Origin of the sequence: Terribacillus sp. 7520-G (assembly GCF_002271665.1) — a bacterium.
Classification (GTDB): Bacteria; Bacillota; Bacilli; order Bacillales; family Amphibacillaceae; genus Terribacillus.
The window spans coordinates 20,354-37,401 of the sequence record NZ_NQFP01000030.1 but is presented as its reverse complement, the minus strand read 5'-3'; the positions used below and the strand labels follow the sequence as shown (position 1 = coordinate 37,401).

Below are 17,048 nucleotides of genomic sequence, written 5' to 3'. Positions count from 1 at the left end.
CTATATTCCAAGCTTTCTGAAATCAACCGAACAGCCGATTACCTCGACGACTTTTCCGCTCCTGACGACAGGACGAAGCGAGGTGACATATCTCAATCCATTTACACTCGATTCATAAATGACATTTTCTTCTCCATTCCACGCACGCTCATAGTACTTCTTTTTTCTGTCTGCCTCCGGAAGAAAATCCTGCATTTCCTTACCGATGATTTGCTCCGGAGTAAGCTGCAGCCGATAAATCAGCTCGCCATCACTGAAGACATGGATGAATTCCCCATTTTCCTTTCTATATTTGAAAATCATACCCTGCTGCTTCCGGACAATCTCCTGCAGGTCCTGATGTGATTGTTCCAAGCCCCGTTGCAGCCATGACTGTCTGGAAGACTCCAATGATAGGCCTTCATTCGGGATGATTTCTTCCAAATGCGGAATGCTTGATACGATTTCATCCGGCGCAACAGGTTTACTGAAGAAATATCCTTGTGCTTCATCACATAGATTCTGCTGGAGAAAAACAAGGTGATCCTTGAATTCCACACCCTCGGCATTGACTCTGAGCTTCAATTGGTGCGCCATTCCAATTATCGCTTTGACAATGGTGGCATCCTTGGAGTCAATCGTGCAATTTTGGACAAATGACCGGTCTATTTTGATACTATCTATCGGAAATTCCTTTAAATGATAAAGGGAACTATATCCGGTGCCAAAGTCATCCATACTGATCCGGACTCCTATCCGCTTCAACTTATGCAAAACAGGCAGCACAAATTCGACATCCATCGTCATCGATTCCGTGATTTCCAGCTCCAGGAACTCCGGGTCGAGCCCAGATGTGTCCAGGATCGATTGCACCTTCTCCGCCAGATCATGCTGATACAGCTGGGAAGCAGAAAGATTGACCGCTATGACAATTGGCGCAAGCCCCAACTCCTGCCACTCCTTGTTCTGTTCACAAGCAGTCCGGAGCACCCATTCACCGATTGGCAGAATCATGCCTGTCTCTTCAGCTGCAGGGATGAAATCCAGCGGCGAAATCATTCCATGCCCAGGATGCTCCCAGCGGATCAGCGCCTCTGCACCAATCAATCTGCCCGTCTGCAAATTAAGCTTCGGCTGGTAAACCAGCCGAAACTCCTGCCTATCAAGCGCTTGAAGCAAATCTTCTTTTCCTATATATTCATTCGTAATCTTTTGGTCCATATCACTGCACCTCGTTATCTAAGGTCTATACGCATAGTTGCCCGGTTTCTTAGTGATAGCTCGATTCGCTACATATGCATCATGATTATACAGCCAACCCCTGCTGCATACGATACTTTCCCATGTACCAATTACAGGGAATCCGTCAAAATCGCCCCTTGGCAGACACTGCATGATCAAGCCCGGATCCTGCATCCATCCCCATAGACTCTATTAAGCAAAAAACTATCAGCGGTTGCTGCTGACAGTTTTTGGTTTTGACTCATTCATAGCAATGCCGTCCAGATCATCTTTCTTGTTGATTTACCTGCATCTCCTGACACACCAAATTTCAACTAGCTAGATTCATGATCGTCACTGCCGTCACGCTACTCGACATTTGCTTTTTGCATATTTCGGTTCATTACCCGTTCCAACCATTTCGTAAACGTTTGCAGAAGATCACGGAGACTTGCGGAAGCTTTCCCCTCCAACTTCCCGAAAGCCGAAAATTACCCAAGATTACAGAATAACACACGATTTTGCCAGCTTTCCGCTGTAAAGTTTATTTTTACATTACCTTAATAGTAAATTGATACTAGTCTGATAGTATTTACTTGAATTTAGCATGTACCGACATTTTCAAATAGACAACCTTGGAGGATTAAAACATGGATATCCGTATTGATCAGCTTTCAATGGTTTTTGATAAAACTACTGCCGTCCGGGAAATGACGACAACCATCAAGGATGGGGAGCTTGTATCTTTACTGGGGCCGAGCGGCTGCGGGAAGAGTACGACCTTGATGCTCCTATCCGGCTTGTACAAGCCCTCTTCAGGCACCATTCATTTCGGGGATAGGGATGTGACGAAGCTGGATGCAGAAAGGCGCGGGATCGGCATGGTGTTCCAGAGCTATGCCTTATATCCGCATCTGTCTGTCCTGAAAAACATCATGTTCCCATTGAAGATGCAGAAAGTGCCCAAAAAAGAAGCCGAAGCACGCGCAAAAGAAATGGCTGACCTGGTCCAGATCGGCCACCTTCTCGATAGGAAGCCCGGACAATTGTCTGGCGGCCAGCAGCAGCGGGTTGCCATTGCCAGGGCGCTAGTCAAAAAACCGAATGTCTTATTGCTCGATGAGCCGCTCTCCAATCTTGATGCACGGCTGCGACTGGAGATGCGGGAAGAGATCCGCCGTATTCAGCAGGAGATAGGCATCACTGCCATCTTCGTTACGCATGACCAAGAAGAAGCATTGAGCATCTCCGATCGTGTCATGCTGATGAAGGACGGCGTCATCCAGCAGGAATCCGCTCCGCAGACAATGTACAAAAAGCCGGAAAATGAGTTCGTTGCCTCTTTTCTTGGCAACCCTCCCATCAATCTTATGACCATCACCAAATCAAAAGATGCAAATTCCTACCGGCTGGCCGATACGGAACAAACGATAGCATTGCCAGCATTGCCGCCTAAAGATCTCCACACAGTTCGATTAGGCATTCGCGCAGAGGATTTATATATCTCTCACGAAAACCCGATTTTCCGAGGGAAGATCATACATATCGAAACGATCGGCCGCGATACATTAATTCGCATGCAGGTAGGCAGCATCACAGTGAGAGCGCTGGTCGATCCCAATCAGCAGCTTCGAATCGGCGACATCCATGGCTTAGGAGTCCATCCGGATAACATCCATTACTTCCACCAGGAGCACGGAAAGCGGCTTCCACACCAAAAGAGAGGCGGGATGCAGCATGCAAAAGCCAACATGGAAGAGCACGCTTAAGGTCTATCTTTATCTGTTGCCTGCATTGGTCATCCTGGTCGTATTCAGCATCTATCCGATCATCAAGTCCTTCCTGATGAGCTTTTATACGGATTATGACTTCTTTAATGACACAGTCCATGCTTATGGCTTCGATAATTTCACGAAATTATTCCAGGACCCTAACTTCATCACCGCCCTGAAGAACACAGGAATATTCGTCATCGGCGTCGTGCCCCTGTCGATCATCATTTCCCTGGCGATTGCTGTATTACTGAATAGCAAGATCAAGATGAGCGGATTCTTCCGCACCATCTACTTCCTGCCATTCGTCACTTCCGTTGTGGCCGTGGCGATTGTCTGGAGCTGGATCTTCCATTCTGATTATGGGCTGCTGAACTATGTGCTCGGCTTATTCGGCATCGATCCGATCAATTGGCTGACGAATCCGACTTACGCAATGCCTTCGTTGATCATTTTAAGCATCTGGAAGGGCCTTGGATTCAATATCATCATCTTTTTGGCCGGACTGCAGAATATCGGCAGCCAATATTATTTAGCTGCAAAAGTGGACGGAGCCTCGGCATGGAACCGGTTCAAGAACATTACCTTGCCGCTGCTGTCCCCGACGATGTTCTTTGTATCGATCATCTCCATCATCAATGCCTTCAAAGTCTTTGATGAGATATTCGCCTTGTTCAACGGAAGGCCCGGACCAGCCAACAGCGCCCTGACCGTTGTCTATTACGTGTATCAGAAATTCTATGAGGAATGGGAATTCGGCTTGGCATCTGCTGCTGCCTTCGTTCTCTTCCTCATCATCTTCCTATTCACCATCATCCAATTGGTAGTCGGGAAGAAATTCGTACATTACAACTAAGGAGGGCCCGGGATGAATAAAGAAGCTTTATCCAAAGGAACAATCTATATACTTCTGTCATTGGGCGCCATCCTCATGCTGCTGCCCTTCGTCTGGATGATCAGCACCTCGCTGAAGGCTCCCAATGAAGTGATGGCGATGCCGCCGGTCTGGATCCCTTCCGAATGGCAATTCGGCAACTACAGCGAGGCGAGTGAAGCAGCTCCATTCGGCACTTATTTCTTCAATAGCATTGTCGTGACGGCATTGACTACAATCGGGGAATTACTGACAACCATACTGGCTGCTTATGCCTTTTCCCGGATCGACTTCCATGGCAAGGGAATCGTGTTCGCGGTGCTGCTCGGAACGATGATGGTGCCTGGGGAGATGCTGTTGATCCCGAACTTCGTCACGGTCTCCAATCTGGGCTGGATCGACTCCTATGAGGGATTGATCATCCCATGGATTGCGAGCATCTTCTCCATCTTCCTATTGCGCCAGTACTTCTTCTCGGTACCGCAGGAATTATCCTATGCTGCAAAAGTGGATGGATGCAGTGATTTCAAATTCCTATGGTACGTAATGGTACCCTTGGCCAAGCCCGCGCTGATCACCATTGCCTTACTGAAAATCATCGGCAGCTGGAATGCTTTCCTGTGGCCATTGATCGTCACCAATTCACAAGAACTCCGGACGCTGCCTGTCGGACTGTCGGCATTTACAACCGAAGCCGGCATTAAATATGAATTGCTGATGGCAGCCTCGACGATGGTCATCCTGCCTATGCTGCTTCTCTTCTTCATCATGCAGAAATATGTCATCTCCGGTGTTGCCAGAAGCGGCTTGAAAGGCTGAACATGACAGTACTTATTGGAGGTGATGCACAGGGAATCTGCTGCAGAACACGATAACAGTCGGTAAGTGAAAAACATCCAATTCCTTAAAGGAGGAAGACAAATATGAAAAAAGTAATATCTGTACTGTCCTTATTTTTGGTCCTGTTTTTAGCTGCTTGCAATAATAGTTCCGGTGCCAATGCCAACGAGGGAAATGATGCAAAAGGGCCGGTTGAAATCGAATTCTGGCACGCCATGAGCGGCCCGCATGAAGAAGCAATCAAAAAGTTCGCGGACGATTTCAATAGCACCCATGAAGATATCAAGATCAAACCAGTCAACCAAGGAAGCTATGACGACCTGGAACAGAAAATCATGGCCGCAGCCAAAGCTGGGAATCTGCCCGATATGGCACAGGCTACCACAAATGTCATCCCTGAATACATCGACAATAAATTCATCACTGCCTTGAACGACTTCATCGAGGATCCGGAAATCGGCTTGTCTGAAGACGAATTGAATGACTATATCGAGGTTTTCCGCAATTCCAGCACATGGGATGATACGTACTACAGCCTTCCTTTCAGCAAGAGTACCCGCGTCCTTTATTACAACAAGACAATGTTTGAAGAAAACGGTCTGGAAGTCCCGCAAACATGGGATGAGCTGCAAGAAGCTGCGAAGGCATTGACAAAAGACGGTGTTGTCGGGATGGGCTTCGAGAACTCCTATGAAGCGGAATTCCAAGGCATCCTGAAACAAATGGGCGGTACGTACATGGATGAAGAAACTGGCGAACCGCAATTTGCTTCCAAAGAAGGGCAGGAAGCAATGACATTCATCAAGGATATGATCGATGAAGGGATCGCCCGTACAGCTGGTGAAGATGAATACATGTCCAACCCATTCGGCCGTGGTGATGTGGCAATGTATATCGGTTCTTCCGCGGGTATCCCGCATGTTGATGGCGCGATGGAAGACGGCATTGAATGGTCCACTGCCCCGATCCCTACTTTGGACGGCGAAGCCGCAACAACATTCGCCGGAAATGACATCGTGATCTTCAACCAAAGCGAAGAAGCGGAGCAAAAAGGCGCTTGGGAATTCATGAAATATCTGACCAGCCCTGAAGTCACTTCCGAATGGTCCATGCTTTCCGGCTACTTGCCGATTCGCCAATCTGCATTGGATACAGAAGAATATCAGAAGTTCCTTGAAGAAAATCCAGCCTACAAAGCAGGCACAGAGCAGTTCGATGCCGGATTCTTCATTGCCCGCGTCCCTGGCGGAGATGCAGTGCGCAACATCGTACTTGAAGAAATGGATTATATCCTCCAAGGCATGAAGACAGTAGAAGAAGGTTTGACAGAAGCACAAGACCGAGCAAAAGCTGAATTACAATAACGGGATAAGGCAGGGTATCCCCTGCCTTTTCTTTTTAAGAGGTGACGGACATGAAGACAACGATCAAATTTTGGGGTGGATTACACACCATTGGCGGCAATATTGCAGAAGTGACATACGGAACAGACCGGATCATCTTCGATTTCGGACTTGTCTATGATCCTGCCAGCAGCATCATAGATACAAAAGAACGCAAGCAATCCTATGTCCTTGATATGCTGAAACTAGGTGCTATTCCCTCCATAGATGGGATATACAGCAGAGAATCTTTAGAAGGAGATAGTTTTTCTGCAGCAAAACCACAACCGCAGGAAGACTCATCCTATCAAACAGCGGTATTCATATCCCACCTTCATCTGGATCATATGGGTGCCATGGATACATTATCAGCACAGATTCCTATTTATATGACAGAAGACTCGAAGCAGCTTTATGATGCGCTGGAGCGTGTCGGCGAGGGATTATCACTGCATAAGGAAACAATCGGTATGTCTTTCGGCCAAACCATTGAAGTAGGTGAGATACGCGTCACGCCAATTCCAGTAGATCACGATGTAATCGGCGCTGCTTCCTTCCTCATTGAAACACCTGATCTAACAATCGTGAACTCCGGCGATTTACGTATGCATGGTGCACATCCAGAATACACGGAAGACTGGCTGACTTTCATGGCCACACGGGATATCGATGTATTACTCATTGAGGGCACCACTTTCAACCCGGACAAAAAAGACACAGAAACAGCATGCAAGGAAGATGCAGATATTCTTAAGGTGGGAAAAGATGCACTTTCCCAAAAGCAAGGTCTAGGGATATTCAATATTTATCACCGGAATATCGATCGTATTCAGACGTTCCTGCAAATGGCTGAACTAACAGGAAGAACACCAGTTTTAGAAGCACCAACAGCTTATCTGGCAGATCATTTCTTACATGATGTTCAGTTCATGATCTACTTGGACGCTAGCTGTAAAAGTGCTGTGACTACCGAGCAGCTGCTGACAAAATATAAAGGCGTATCTGCCTCTGAGATCAATCAGAACCCCGCTTCCTACTTGTTGCAGAATAGCTATCACTCTATTCAAAACTTGCTTGATCTTGATTTGAAGGACAGCATCTACCTGCATTCCAATGGCATGCCTTTAGGTTCCTTCGATCCCGCTCACCAAACGATGCATGCACTGTTGGAACGCTTCGGCGTTACCTATCAATCTCTCAATGTATCAGGGCATGCCAAGCATGAAGACATACTTTATATCATCGATCGAATCAAACCTCGTGTGCTTGTTCCATGGCACAGTCATTATCCAGAACTGATTAAGCCGCTTGATTCGAAGCAGGAGGTGTATTATCCGAAGTTGTATGAGACATGGGAGCCTAATTCCTTGACCATAACTTAATGCAAATTAAAAGAATCCGCCGGCAATGCTAGCGGATTCCTCTTAATATTACTATGATATTTCCTCTGAGTTACCACCATCCACCTCTTACCCTGATACTTTCTCTTAATATGACATACGAACGCTCAATACCTTTTAAAAGGAGAATATTCTTCTCTAGCCTCTGTCTTAATGCCTTATTTGCTTTTCCATCAAAGCAATCTTCCAGCACATCCTTGAGCTTTATATGTTCCTCTGAGAGGGATTCAATATGGTTGCAGCGCTCTAAATATTTCTTATAAAACTTCTCATCTGCTTCTAAATCGTCTTTGATACTTCTTTCCAACTCTTTCTTTTGCTTTCGTCTCTCTAGGAATTCATCAAATTCATCAAGTATTTCTACCATTCTATCATGCCTTCCACTAATGAATCAGAACCTCAGCCAACCAGCCAGCATTTCGTCAATATGCGCAAAGTCCTTCGCCATCTTGTTCATATTGTATGCGATTTCCCCAGTGTCAGATTGTGCATCCTTCAAGAATCCAATCAATTCGTCAAAGTAATCCATCTCAAATAACATCGGAACGCCTTTTGGGCCAGTCACAGTCAGATCCCGATAGATATCATCTACATCGGATCCATTCAGCTTATCGTATCTACCTGATCCAACTTGCCCTTTGAATTTACTCTTCGCATATTCCATCGCTGAGAGATAGTCATCCAAGAACTGCATCATCTCTTTTTTAGTCTTCGCAATCAGATCTTCGCTAGCTTCTACTTGTGCCGCATAGGATTTCATTAATTCGGTCTGAATAACGATGTGGAAATCTGAAACACCACTATTTTTTAAGAAGAGAGGTGATGTGGAGATAGCCGCGCGAAGTTTTTCATCAAATAATAAGTCTGATTTGTAGTAACCATCTTCATTATAAAGACTTACATCCGTATAGTTCTTTATACCATGAGATCCCAGCATGTCGGCCATTTGGTCACCTAAGCCATCTTTTCCAGCTGGATCTTCCATATAATAAAGGGAGCCGATTGTTTTGTCATGAAACATAGCAACTGCATCACTCGGGTAGGCATATGTAATAATCTTGTCCTTATAATCCCCCTGGCTGACGCGCTTCTGCTTATCTTCATCCAAAAGACCGTAAGCATCCGCTGCAGCAAAGGTCACTGCGTTGGAATCATACATCACGGCACAATATTGAGCCAGTCCCCCGCCAAGAGAATGCCCAGTAAAGGTTATATTCTCTGCACCATATTTCTCTATGTACTTTTTCACAGCTGCCTCCGCTTCAGTAAATTGGTTCTTATTCGTAAACGTCATTGGCATTCAGCTTTGCATTCCCCGTCTGCAACGCCGCATCCTGAGATGGTGTCGCTACATAAGCTGTGGTCCCATATTCCTTTTTGCTATAATTGGAATTACCACCGACTACGCCAAAGGCATCTTCGTAGACATCCTTAAGAAACCCTGAATAGTCTACCTTTCTATCAGATTCATAGATTATCGTATCTCCTTTCAGTGTTGCTTTATCTCCCGCTTCACTCATGATGGCATTTTTAGTGGGTTCGTCCAGACCTTTAAGTTCCACTTCTTTTGTGGTAGTTTTAGGAGGTTCAGTACCACGGAAGCTGATAACGATTTCCTTGGTTTGGGGGTTTTCTAGTACATAGCCGTATAAGCCTGTTTCTTTGTCTTCTATGATTTCAACTGTATTCCAATCGATAATTTCATTGGGTGTTTCAATTTGGAAGTTCTTTCTATTAGATTCATATGAATCATCAGAAATATGGCTTGCTTCAAAATCCGTTAACTTACGGGACATTTTAAAATCCTTTCTTGATATAATTTTACAGAAGAGGTGTTTATGTGAGAAAAAGTGTTTTGTTTATAACTGTTACTATTTTTTCCATTATACTATTAGGAGGTTGTGGAGTGAAGGATAATTACGATGAAGAAACTGTCACTAACGCCAAGGAGACTGCAAGAAGTTATGTTGAAAACAATTTCAAAGATATAGAAACTATAGAATTAAATGAACCTCGCGAATCACAAATGGGCAGTTTAAAGATAGACGGCACAGTTAATGGAGAATCAGAGTTCACAATTAGTTTTAATCAAGACTTTACAGTTGCTTCAATCAGTTTAGGTGAGGGATTTCCTGAAAGATTTGAAGAATGTAGCAAAAAGAGTTGTGATTACTAGAATCAGAATCCTTTTATCGATATATTAATCTCATTAACATCATCTATTCTATTATTATAGTGAGGTATTATGAAAAAATGTACATTTTCTATTAGTTTCTATATTTTCCATTATACTACTAGGAGGATGTAATGTGAACGGGAGTAATTCTGAGTTCGATGATGACACAATAACCAAAGCCCAGAATACAGCTAAAAATTATATAGAGAGCAATTTTGAAAATGTAAGCTCTATTGAAATGGACGAACCTTATACAGCTCCTATGGGTAGCATGACTATAGATAGAACAGTGAATGGTAATGCTGGTTTCTCAATAAAATTCAATAAAGATATAAGTGTAGCAGGAATCAGTACAAATGAAGGTTTTCCTGAATTTAAAGAAGAATGTAAGGAATCAAGTTGCGATTACTAGGGGATAAGAGAAAATATAAGTTGACAACTAATCTAAAATTAGACAGTTACTCACCAATAGCACCTATATTTTTTTATCCTGTACTATACCTTTTCATTATCTGATTCTTATAGAAGCATGCGTCTAAGAGAAATCAATGGTAGAATACTCGTTCCGTGATTCGAACGAATTAAAGAAAATTTAAAATGATAGGAATTCGCCTTTTAGTTGTATATTACATGAAACGAAACAAGAGGACGGGCACCTAATCTATTCTTCGCCTGCCTTTTACAGTTCATCTTACAGTGATTAAACAGACTAATTACCCATCATAGGGCAGTTAGTCTGTTTTGTTACTGTATACCATCCCCTTACCTCTAATTGATATACGCGTTCTTCCCCGCTCCCATACCAACAATCCAAAGTACTACAGCCACCGCAACCAATAATGCCAATGGCACTGTCCAGCTTGACGTAACATCATGCAGCAAACCAAATAACGTCGGCCCTACTGCCGCCAATAGATACCCGATAAACTGCGCCATACCTGATAATTCTGCGGATTCCTGAGCTGACTGTGTTCGCAAGACAAAAAACATCGTCGCGAGACTGAACACACCGCCTCCAGCTAATCCGAACAGCAATACACTGATGACACTGATCCATGTAATACCTGTCAACAACCCTGAGAAGCTCATAACGAAACACAAAGCTATGATGCTCACTATTCCCCTTTGTCCTGCAAAACGCCCTGCTAGGATCGGGAGTAGAAATGAAGTCGGCAAGCTGCAAAGCTGCATGAGAGCTAAGAGCCATCCAGATATTGATTCACTAAAGCCCTGGTTTTGCAATATAGTCGGAAGCCAGGTGATCATGATGTAAAACAATAGCGATTGTAATCCCATGAATCCTGTTACCTTCCAGGCAAGACCTGAGGACCATAGCTTCTTCCCTTTGTTAGGAAGGGAAATCGAGACTTTCACACGCTGGCGTAGCTGCGGTATCCAAGCAATCATTGTGACAAGCGTCAAAATCACCCAGACAGCGAGTGAACCATGCCACCCGCTGCCAAGCCCATTCGAAAGAGGAACACTGATTCCAGAAGCGAGCGCAGCCATCCCGTTCATGGTCATCGCATAAGCTCCAGTCATCACACCTACATTTTTAGGGAATTCCCGCTTGATCAAGCCCGGCAAAAGTACATTCCCCATCGCGATTCCGATTCCCGCTAAAGCAGTACCAACGAAAAGCATCCATACTGGGGTAAAAAACCGAAGTATAAGTCCAACAGCTATGATAATCAGACCAGTAAACAAAGTTCTTTCAATACCTGCACGCCTGGCAATTCTTGGCGCAACTAGCGCAAATACAGCAAAAGCAATCAATGGCAAAGTAGTCAGCATGCCTGTTGAAGCATTGCCAATACCTGTATCTGAACGAATGTTGTCTATTAAAGGACTTAACCCTGTTATCGGCGCACGCAAATTAGCACCGATAAGCAGAATACTTAAGACTAGTACGACCACCCCAACACGTGAGGCGTTCTGTTTTAATTGATTAGATTGTTCCATATGTCTTCTCCTTACTCTGTCCAGCACACTGGGAGAATTCCCAGCAAAGAAACACCATTTAGAGGTGTTTTCCATTCACTTTCATTATTTCCGCCAAAAAGTCGTACAGTCTGCCTTGTCTGTAATATTGAACTCTATCATTCTTTCTAATAATGAATAATCCACCGGCCCATCCCATTTGATACGAACCAGCTGCTTCGTATGATCATAGCCCGCCTGAACAATATCATCAGAAAAATGATCTATTCCCGCTTTTTCCGGTGCAACAGCCAAATGCTGTTTGGCGATGCTAAAGCCAATAATAAATGTGCCATGATCAGTAAACATCGGCTGATTCCAGGCAATTTTCGGCTCTAAGTTGGGATACTTCTCAGCTACCCAATTCAGAACTTCTTCTGTTCGTTCTTGATGCTGCGGGTTGTCAATTTGAGCTAGATAATCTGCGAATGCTTCCATTTCATTTTCTCCTTTTTAATTTTTTAGCAATCTATTCTTAAGATGATATACCTGTCTTTACTATCGCAACACAACCTACATTACTACTATAACCACAAGCGTATAAAAAGAGAAGTCGGCTTTTATTTATCCATGTGCTATAACTTATCAGCAACTCTGTAAGAGAAACTTAAATAAAATTACTTAAGAGACCGATAACACTGCATACCACACCCGCTTTCATGAAATTCCTGCCTTTTAAGTTGCGCTTTTTAATCTCTGAATGGGCAATATACGCAAATATCAAACCTGTTACACCTTGAATTGCTCCCTTACCAACAAGAATGATTCCTACAATTGATATAACTCCTAAGATAAAGGAAAAGACAGCTTCAAAACAGCATCCTTATTTTCCTAATCATTTCATTTCTGAACATTTATGTATACCAATCAAATCATTCCTAACAGCTTTATGCATTATTTGGTTATAATAATCATTAAAGGAATATTATCCCTCAATCAACATGATGCTGAGTAAAGCTTGAGACACTGATTTTTTGACCCAATGAAGGTAAAGGAAAGTGATTCAATGGAAATTTTATGGAGTTTTGTAGTGGATATTGTATCTTTTATCCTAGAGGCAATGATTCCCTCGAAGAAAAGAAGAAGATACAAAAAGAATGTAAGAACTCTTAAAAAACAAGACTGGTTCAGGAAGCTAGCCAAAAACCATGGACCTATGTTTTATAAGACTCTATCTATACGTGCAAAAATCACGGATTATAATGATAGCTTGAACCTCCAGGACTACAGACAGGAATTGGAACAAACCGCTAAACGTGAAATTAGCAGATGATTCCTATTCTGTATGCAAAAGCACCTTTCTGGAAGAAGGTGCATTCATTTGTCTTATAGTGAAAACTGTAAGATGACTCCTTGTAACACAATACTTATTCTCTTGGAAAGAAATTGCTTAGCATATGCATGAGATGAGGAAACCCTAATAATCAACCACGCATTATCTTTCCTTTACAGCGACAAGGATTCCCAACCCAATAAAACGACAAAAAATGGTAAAATCAATCTGTAATTATCTTAAATAAAGGAGCTTTGCAATATGGGACAAAATATCTCTGAGCACATAGATATTGCAGCTCAGCTGGATAATTGGTCCATCAGTATCCGGCTGGATAAGAAAGAAGCAGCTGCCAGTATCCACAATGAGTTAAAGAATTATATCCACGATTACGCCATCGATACTCTCATCACCTACCTGCTGCTAGAATGCCGCTATTATTTGATTCAAAGAGACTTTGTAAACAGCGCCAAATCAATTGATAATGCCAAAGCACACCAAGACCACTTCAATGATACCCACCGATACTACTTCCACTTAGCAGAAGGCATGCTGTTTTACGATGAGAAACATTACCAGGAAGCACTTCACTGCTTTGAGAAAGCTGAGAAGTATGTTAAGAAATTAGAAGATCCGGTAGAGATTGGGGAATTTCACCTCAGGAAAGCCATGACTTATAATTTTCTCGATATCACCACTCTTTCCGCTCTCCATGCTGAGCGAGCCATTGAAGCATTCAAATCATTCAAGACTTTTGAATTCTTACTTGCCCGTGCAGAAATGCTTCAGGGAGTAAACTATCTGGACCTGCTTAACTATGAACTTTCAGAGGAATATCTCCATAGAGCTGTGACATCATTTAAAAATATCGGGAATCAAAACTTTATATCCTCCGCAAACCTTAACCTTGGCGCTCTTTATGCAAGACGAGATTTACCAGCTACGGCTATTCGTTACTTGGAGGCAGCCCTAAATGGCGGACAAGATCGAATTCGATTGAAGATTTTATACTTATTAGCAGATTGCTATTGGAAAACAAATCAACCTTCCAAAGCTATCAAAGTCTATACAGAAGGATTCGAAACCAGCATCAAAGAAGATGATGTAACGAAAAAATGGGAATTTGCCATGCTGCATAAGAAATATGAAGATAGATTGAACTTTGAAAGCGTATGGCAGGAAGGAATAGAATATTTTCAAAGAGTTAAAGATTTTTACAACGTAAGACTCTTTTCAAAAGAACTCGCTCAGTACTATACTGAAAACAAGCAGCATGAACTTGCAACAAAGTATTATCTGTTAGCTCTAATATAAACGGGAGGGATTCTCTATGAAAAAGATTGTCTGCTCATTGGTGCTAGTTGGTGTGATTGTTGTAAGTGGCTTGTTCGGGTTCGCTGACCAGAATAGTACAGCTGAAAAGCAAACCGATCTTGGCAGCGCAGTATTTTCCCTGAATATTCTTGATAAATAAATCAAAATACGAATGGAAACCATCAAACGGGAGGCCATAAAGAGACAGCCATAGAATATTAATTATCATCCGCCTCCCAAATGATGGTCTTCACTTTGTCCAAAGTGGTATAACTTACAAAATAAGACCCGACAATTGTCGGGTCTTATTTCAATGAGCCAATTCCTTAATCTCTGATTCACTCAAAGCTTCCCGATACACCCACACATCGTCCATCTGCCCGCCAAAGAATGGGTCTGCATCGTATCTGCTTCGTCCGAGATAGTTTGTGTTTCCAAGAATATCGGCTGGGTTAGCAGTAATATTCTCGTTTGTCCCTGCAAGCTCTCCATTCACGTACAGCTTTCCGGTATCTCCTTCAAGCGTCACTGCAAGATGCACCCATTTCCCTGTAGCTAATGCCTCATCAGCAGTAATATTCTGATCCGCTCCATCATGAATGGTAAACCGTAGCTTGCCGCTGCCGTCCTGGGGTAAGGAACATATTTTTGCCGTTGCTTTCACCTATGTCGAAGATTCGCTGCCAGGCCGATCCGCCTTGCCAATTGATCCAGGCTGAGAAGGTGAAGTCCTCCGCATCGGCAATCAGCGGGGAAAGTTCCACATAAGCATCCTTGCCATCCAATGCCAGCTTGCCATCATCTGTTTGGATGGCAGCGCCTTTCAGCTGCGCTGGCAGATTGCTGCCGGAAGAATCGGCAGCTTCCTTACTGCCTGGATTACCGAAGCTATAGCGCGCAATTTCTGGCTCGGAAGCTTGCTGCTTCACGGTCACTTGAAACATTTTCGTATCTTTCTTTTTTCCTGCTTGAATACTTGCTGTCAGCGTAGCTTTGCCATCTCCGTTTCCTGCTTCTGGCCGGTGTATCGTGCCATCAGCCTCAACCACTTTTGGATTGGAGGAAGTCCATTTAATTGTGGATTCATGGGTACCTTCTGTTGGCAGCTCTATATTTTGATATAGATCATCACTTTTCGAGATAGTAAGATCCTTTTTCACTGCTGCAACAACTTCTTTATCTTTCATATCCTCCATTCGATTACCCCAGATCGCGACACCTTTGTCGGATAAAGCGGTGAACGTCGTATCATATTCCTGTGCTGCTTCATCCCACTGTTTCAAGAAGAATCCATTATACTCCTCGCCATCAATTGTCAGAGTGATTTCATTATCTTTTCCGTGCTTCCACTTTCCTTCTACAGCACCTTCGACTTTTCCGCTCTCTTTCAGGGTAATTTGTTCAGAAGTTTTCACATCAGCAGAAATATCTTTTCCGTGGTTCACATATTGATAGTCACCAGCCATGTCCTTTCGTTTGATCTTCGCTTCTTTTTCATTCGTATTACGAGATGGAGCTACGACTGGCCAGCCTTTATCGTTCATATGCATCTGATGGACCCGCACCTCATGCTCCTCACCGCGCTCAGGGAAACGAGAATGGAAGATTAGGTAATGGTTCTTTGTCTCCTCCTCATAAAAAGCGGTATTATGTCCTGGTGACACATAGCCAATACCTGGTTCCTCCCCGGGATCACCGACTTTCTTTTCAAACAAATGATTCCCAAGCAGCTTCACCCCATAAGGCTCGATCGACTTGTCATCAAACAGCGGCAGATTCGGATCCGCCTTCACGTCGATCATGTCATTTCCTTCTGCGTCATAAAACGGTCCATCCGGTGTCTTGGAACGCACAACTCGGATATTGTAGCCTCCCACAGCATCCAGCCCGCCAAAGGAGAGGAACATATAATAATAATCCGTTTCCGGACTGTACATCATCGCCGGTCCTTCAATCCGGCTGTGGTTGCCGCCCATCAGCTTCTTCCCATACCCCTGGCCTGGAAGCGGCTTGCCTGTCTTTTCATCCATCTCCATAATGAAAATACCGCCAGAGTATGAGCCATATACCATCCACAGCTTACCATCCTCATCATAGAACACATCCGGATCCACCACATTCGGATGCTTTGTCGCATCATAAATCGTGCCATCCTCACTCGGCTCATCCCACATACCCGACTTCAGGATGATCCCGGTATCCTTATAAGGTCCCTCAATATCGTCCGCCACTGCCACACCCATCGCAGACCGCGGCGAATCCCCCTTGCACGCATTGTAATACATATAAAACTTCCCATCAGCCAGCTGAATCACATCAGCTGCCCAAAGTGTATCCGTCTGGGCCCATTCCAACGTCTCCTTGAGTTCTTCCGTGACATTAGGTATGAGCTTATTGCCATCACGGACACCGGAGTCCACCAATTCCCATTTCATGAGGTCGTTTGTTTTCGCTGCAGCTAAATGGGAACCGAAGACATAGTATAGGTCATCTGCTTCAATGAAAGACGGATCGTGCACGGAGACATTTACAAAAACAGGTGTCTTACCCTGACTCCCTTTTTCCTTTGCCGCCGTATCTGCACCTGGCCAAGCAGGTATCAGTAAGACTGCAGACAGCATGGACGTAACAAGTAATCGTTTGTTAGCTTTCATCGCTTTCCTCCTCCACAATTGATAACGCTTACATATTGCTGGTTTAAGATTAGGAGGAATATGACAAGTTGTCAATAAGTATAATATACCTGTTTCTTAAATAGATTTTTTATTATCCGCCTTTCTAAAAGGACACGTACGGTATTTTATATTATCACTATAAACATATACGTATAAATATAT

General features: G+C 43.7%; 18 protein-coding genes and 2 pseudogenes. 10 read left to right on the top strand and 10 right to left on the bottom strand.

Translation table 11 applies throughout. The features are described from left to right. Window positions 1-1,200: a putative bifunctional diguanylate cyclase/phosphodiesterase gene (locus tag CHH53_RS11525; protein WP_095216284.1), complete on the bottom strand. Its 1,200-nt coding sequence runs from the start codon at window positions 1,198-1,200 to the stop codon at window positions 1-3. Between the two features lie 650 nt (window positions 1,201-1,850). Here CHH53_RS11525 and CHH53_RS11520 point away from each other — a divergent pair. The 5 genes from CHH53_RS11520 (at window position 1,851) to CHH53_RS11500 (ending at window position 7,450) form a co-directional block, all read left to right on the top strand. Continuing rightward, window positions 1,851-2,969: an ABC transporter ATP-binding protein gene (locus tag CHH53_RS11520; RefSeq protein WP_095216283.1), complete on the top strand. Its 1,119-nt coding sequence runs from the start codon at window positions 1,851-1,853 to the stop codon at window positions 2,967-2,969. Further along, window positions 2,938-3,828 carry a carbohydrate ABC transporter permease gene (locus tag CHH53_RS11515; protein ID WP_095216282.1) on the top strand — a complete coding sequence of 297 codons (891 nt, stop codon included), beginning with the start codon at window positions 2,938-2,940 and terminating at the stop codon, window positions 3,826-3,828. The genes CHH53_RS11520 and CHH53_RS11515 overlap by 32 nt, the downstream gene beginning before the upstream one ends. 12 nt (window positions 3,829-3,840) lie before the next feature. Next, complete coding sequence (locus tag CHH53_RS11510) at window positions 3,841-4,665, top strand: carbohydrate ABC transporter permease (RefSeq protein WP_095216281.1); 825 nt, start codon at window positions 3,841-3,843, stop codon at window positions 4,663-4,665. Window positions 4,666-4,769: 104 nt separating this feature from the next. Then, complete coding sequence (locus CHH53_RS11505) at window positions 4,770-6,050, top strand: ABC transporter substrate-binding protein (RefSeq protein ID WP_095216280.1); 1,281 nt, start codon at window positions 4,770-4,772, stop codon at window positions 6,048-6,050. 50 nt (window positions 6,051-6,100) lie between these two features. Beyond that, a complete protein-coding gene (locus tag CHH53_RS11500; protein ID WP_095216279.1) occupies window positions 6,101-7,450 on the top strand; it encodes an MBL fold metallo-hydrolase in 1,350 nt (449 codons plus the stop codon). Window positions 7,451-7,520: 70 nt separating this feature from the next. Here CHH53_RS11500 and CHH53_RS11495 read toward each other — a convergent pair whose 3' ends face one another. The 3 genes from CHH53_RS11495 to CHH53_RS11485 are packed head-to-tail and all read right to left on the bottom strand — an operon-like array spanning window position 7,521 to window position 9,264. Then, window positions 7,521-7,835, bottom strand: a complete 315-nt coding sequence (locus CHH53_RS11495; protein WP_095216278.1) for a hypothetical protein — start codon at window positions 7,833-7,835, stop codon at window positions 7,521-7,523. Between the two features lie 24 nt (window positions 7,836-7,859). Further along, complete coding sequence (locus tag CHH53_RS11490) at window positions 7,860-8,762, bottom strand: Tle-like phospholipase domain-containing protein (RefSeq protein ID WP_255374712.1); 903 nt, start codon at window positions 8,760-8,762, stop codon at window positions 7,860-7,862. After that, complete coding sequence (locus CHH53_RS11485) at window positions 8,746-9,264, bottom strand: alpha/beta hydrolase family protein (protein ID WP_095216276.1); 519 nt, start codon at window positions 9,262-9,264, stop codon at window positions 8,746-8,748. Before CHH53_RS11485 ends, CHH53_RS11490 begins: the two co-directional genes overlap by 17 nt. Before the next feature lie 110 nt (window positions 9,265-9,374). Here CHH53_RS11485 and CHH53_RS11480 point away from each other — a divergent pair, with 110 nt between their 5' ends. Together CHH53_RS11480 and CHH53_RS11475 are read left to right on the top strand one after the other, a co-directional pair. Next, window positions 9,375-9,644, top strand: coding sequence for a hypothetical protein (locus CHH53_RS11480; protein WP_095216275.1), 270 nt, complete (start codon window positions 9,375-9,377; stop codon window positions 9,642-9,644). A gap of 133 nt (window positions 9,645-9,777) precedes the next feature. After that, window positions 9,778-10,056 (top strand): hypothetical protein, encoded by a 279-nt coding sequence (locus CHH53_RS11475; RefSeq protein WP_095216274.1) that lies wholly within the window; start codon window positions 9,778-9,780, stop codon window positions 10,054-10,056. Between the two features lie 356 nt (window positions 10,057-10,412). On the opposite strand, the gene CHH53_RS11470 is transcribed toward CHH53_RS11475, so the two are convergent. The 3 genes and pseudogenes from CHH53_RS11470 to CHH53_RS17970 all read right to left on the bottom strand — a co-directional run. Then, window positions 10,413-11,633: a CynX/NimT family MFS transporter gene (locus CHH53_RS11470; RefSeq protein ID WP_369819883.1), complete on the bottom strand. Its 1,221-nt coding sequence runs from the start codon at window positions 11,631-11,633 to the stop codon at window positions 10,413-10,415. 57 nt (window positions 11,634-11,690) lie between these two features. Further along, a complete protein-coding gene (locus CHH53_RS11465; protein ID WP_095216272.1) occupies window positions 11,691-12,062 on the bottom strand; it encodes an iron chaperone in 372 nt (123 codons plus the stop codon). Between the two features lie 169 nt (window positions 12,063-12,231). Then, a pseudogene (locus CHH53_RS17970) lies at window positions 12,232-12,420 on the bottom strand (hypothetical protein); the annotation flags it as partial. A gap of 210 nt (window positions 12,421-12,630) precedes the next feature. On the opposite strand from CHH53_RS17970, the gene CHH53_RS11460 reads away from it, so the two are divergent. The 3 genes from CHH53_RS11460 to CHH53_RS17380 all read left to right on the top strand — a co-directional run bounded on the left by CHH53_RS11460 (window position 12,631) and on the right by CHH53_RS17380 (window position 14,371). Beyond that, window positions 12,631-12,897, top strand: coding sequence for a hypothetical protein (locus CHH53_RS11460; protein ID WP_095216271.1), 267 nt, complete (start codon window positions 12,631-12,633; stop codon window positions 12,895-12,897). A 261-nt stretch (window positions 12,898-13,158) separates the two neighbouring features. Continuing rightward, a complete protein-coding gene (locus CHH53_RS11455; RefSeq protein WP_095216270.1) occupies window positions 13,159-14,211 on the top strand; it encodes a tetratricopeptide repeat protein in 1,053 nt (350 codons plus the stop codon). A gap of 16 nt (window positions 14,212-14,227) precedes the next feature. Continuing rightward, window positions 14,228-14,371, top strand: coding sequence for a hypothetical protein (locus tag CHH53_RS17380; protein ID WP_158221547.1), 144 nt, complete (start codon window positions 14,228-14,230; stop codon window positions 14,369-14,371). A 150-nt stretch (window positions 14,372-14,521) separates the two neighbouring features. Here CHH53_RS17380 and CHH53_RS17930 read toward each other — a convergent pair whose 3' ends face one another. From CHH53_RS17930 to abnB, 3 genes and pseudogenes are all read right to left on the bottom strand, one after another. After that, complete coding sequence (locus CHH53_RS17930; RefSeq protein WP_095216269.1) at window positions 14,522-14,875, bottom strand: LamG domain-containing protein; 354 nt, start codon at window positions 14,873-14,875, stop codon at window positions 14,522-14,524. Then, window positions 14,805-15,398: an immunoglobulin-like domain-containing protein gene (locus CHH53_RS17925; RefSeq protein WP_369819885.1), complete on the bottom strand. Its 594-nt coding sequence runs from the start codon at window positions 15,396-15,398 to the stop codon at window positions 14,805-14,807. The genes CHH53_RS17930 and CHH53_RS17925 overlap by 71 nt, the downstream gene beginning before the upstream one ends. A 9-nt stretch (window positions 15,399-15,407) precedes the next feature. Further along, window positions 15,408-16,832 (bottom strand): annotated as a pseudogene (gene abnB, locus CHH53_RS17920) (arabinan endo-1,5-alpha-L-arabinosidase AbnB); the annotation flags it as partial. Window positions 16,833-17,048 lie beyond the last annotated feature (216 nt).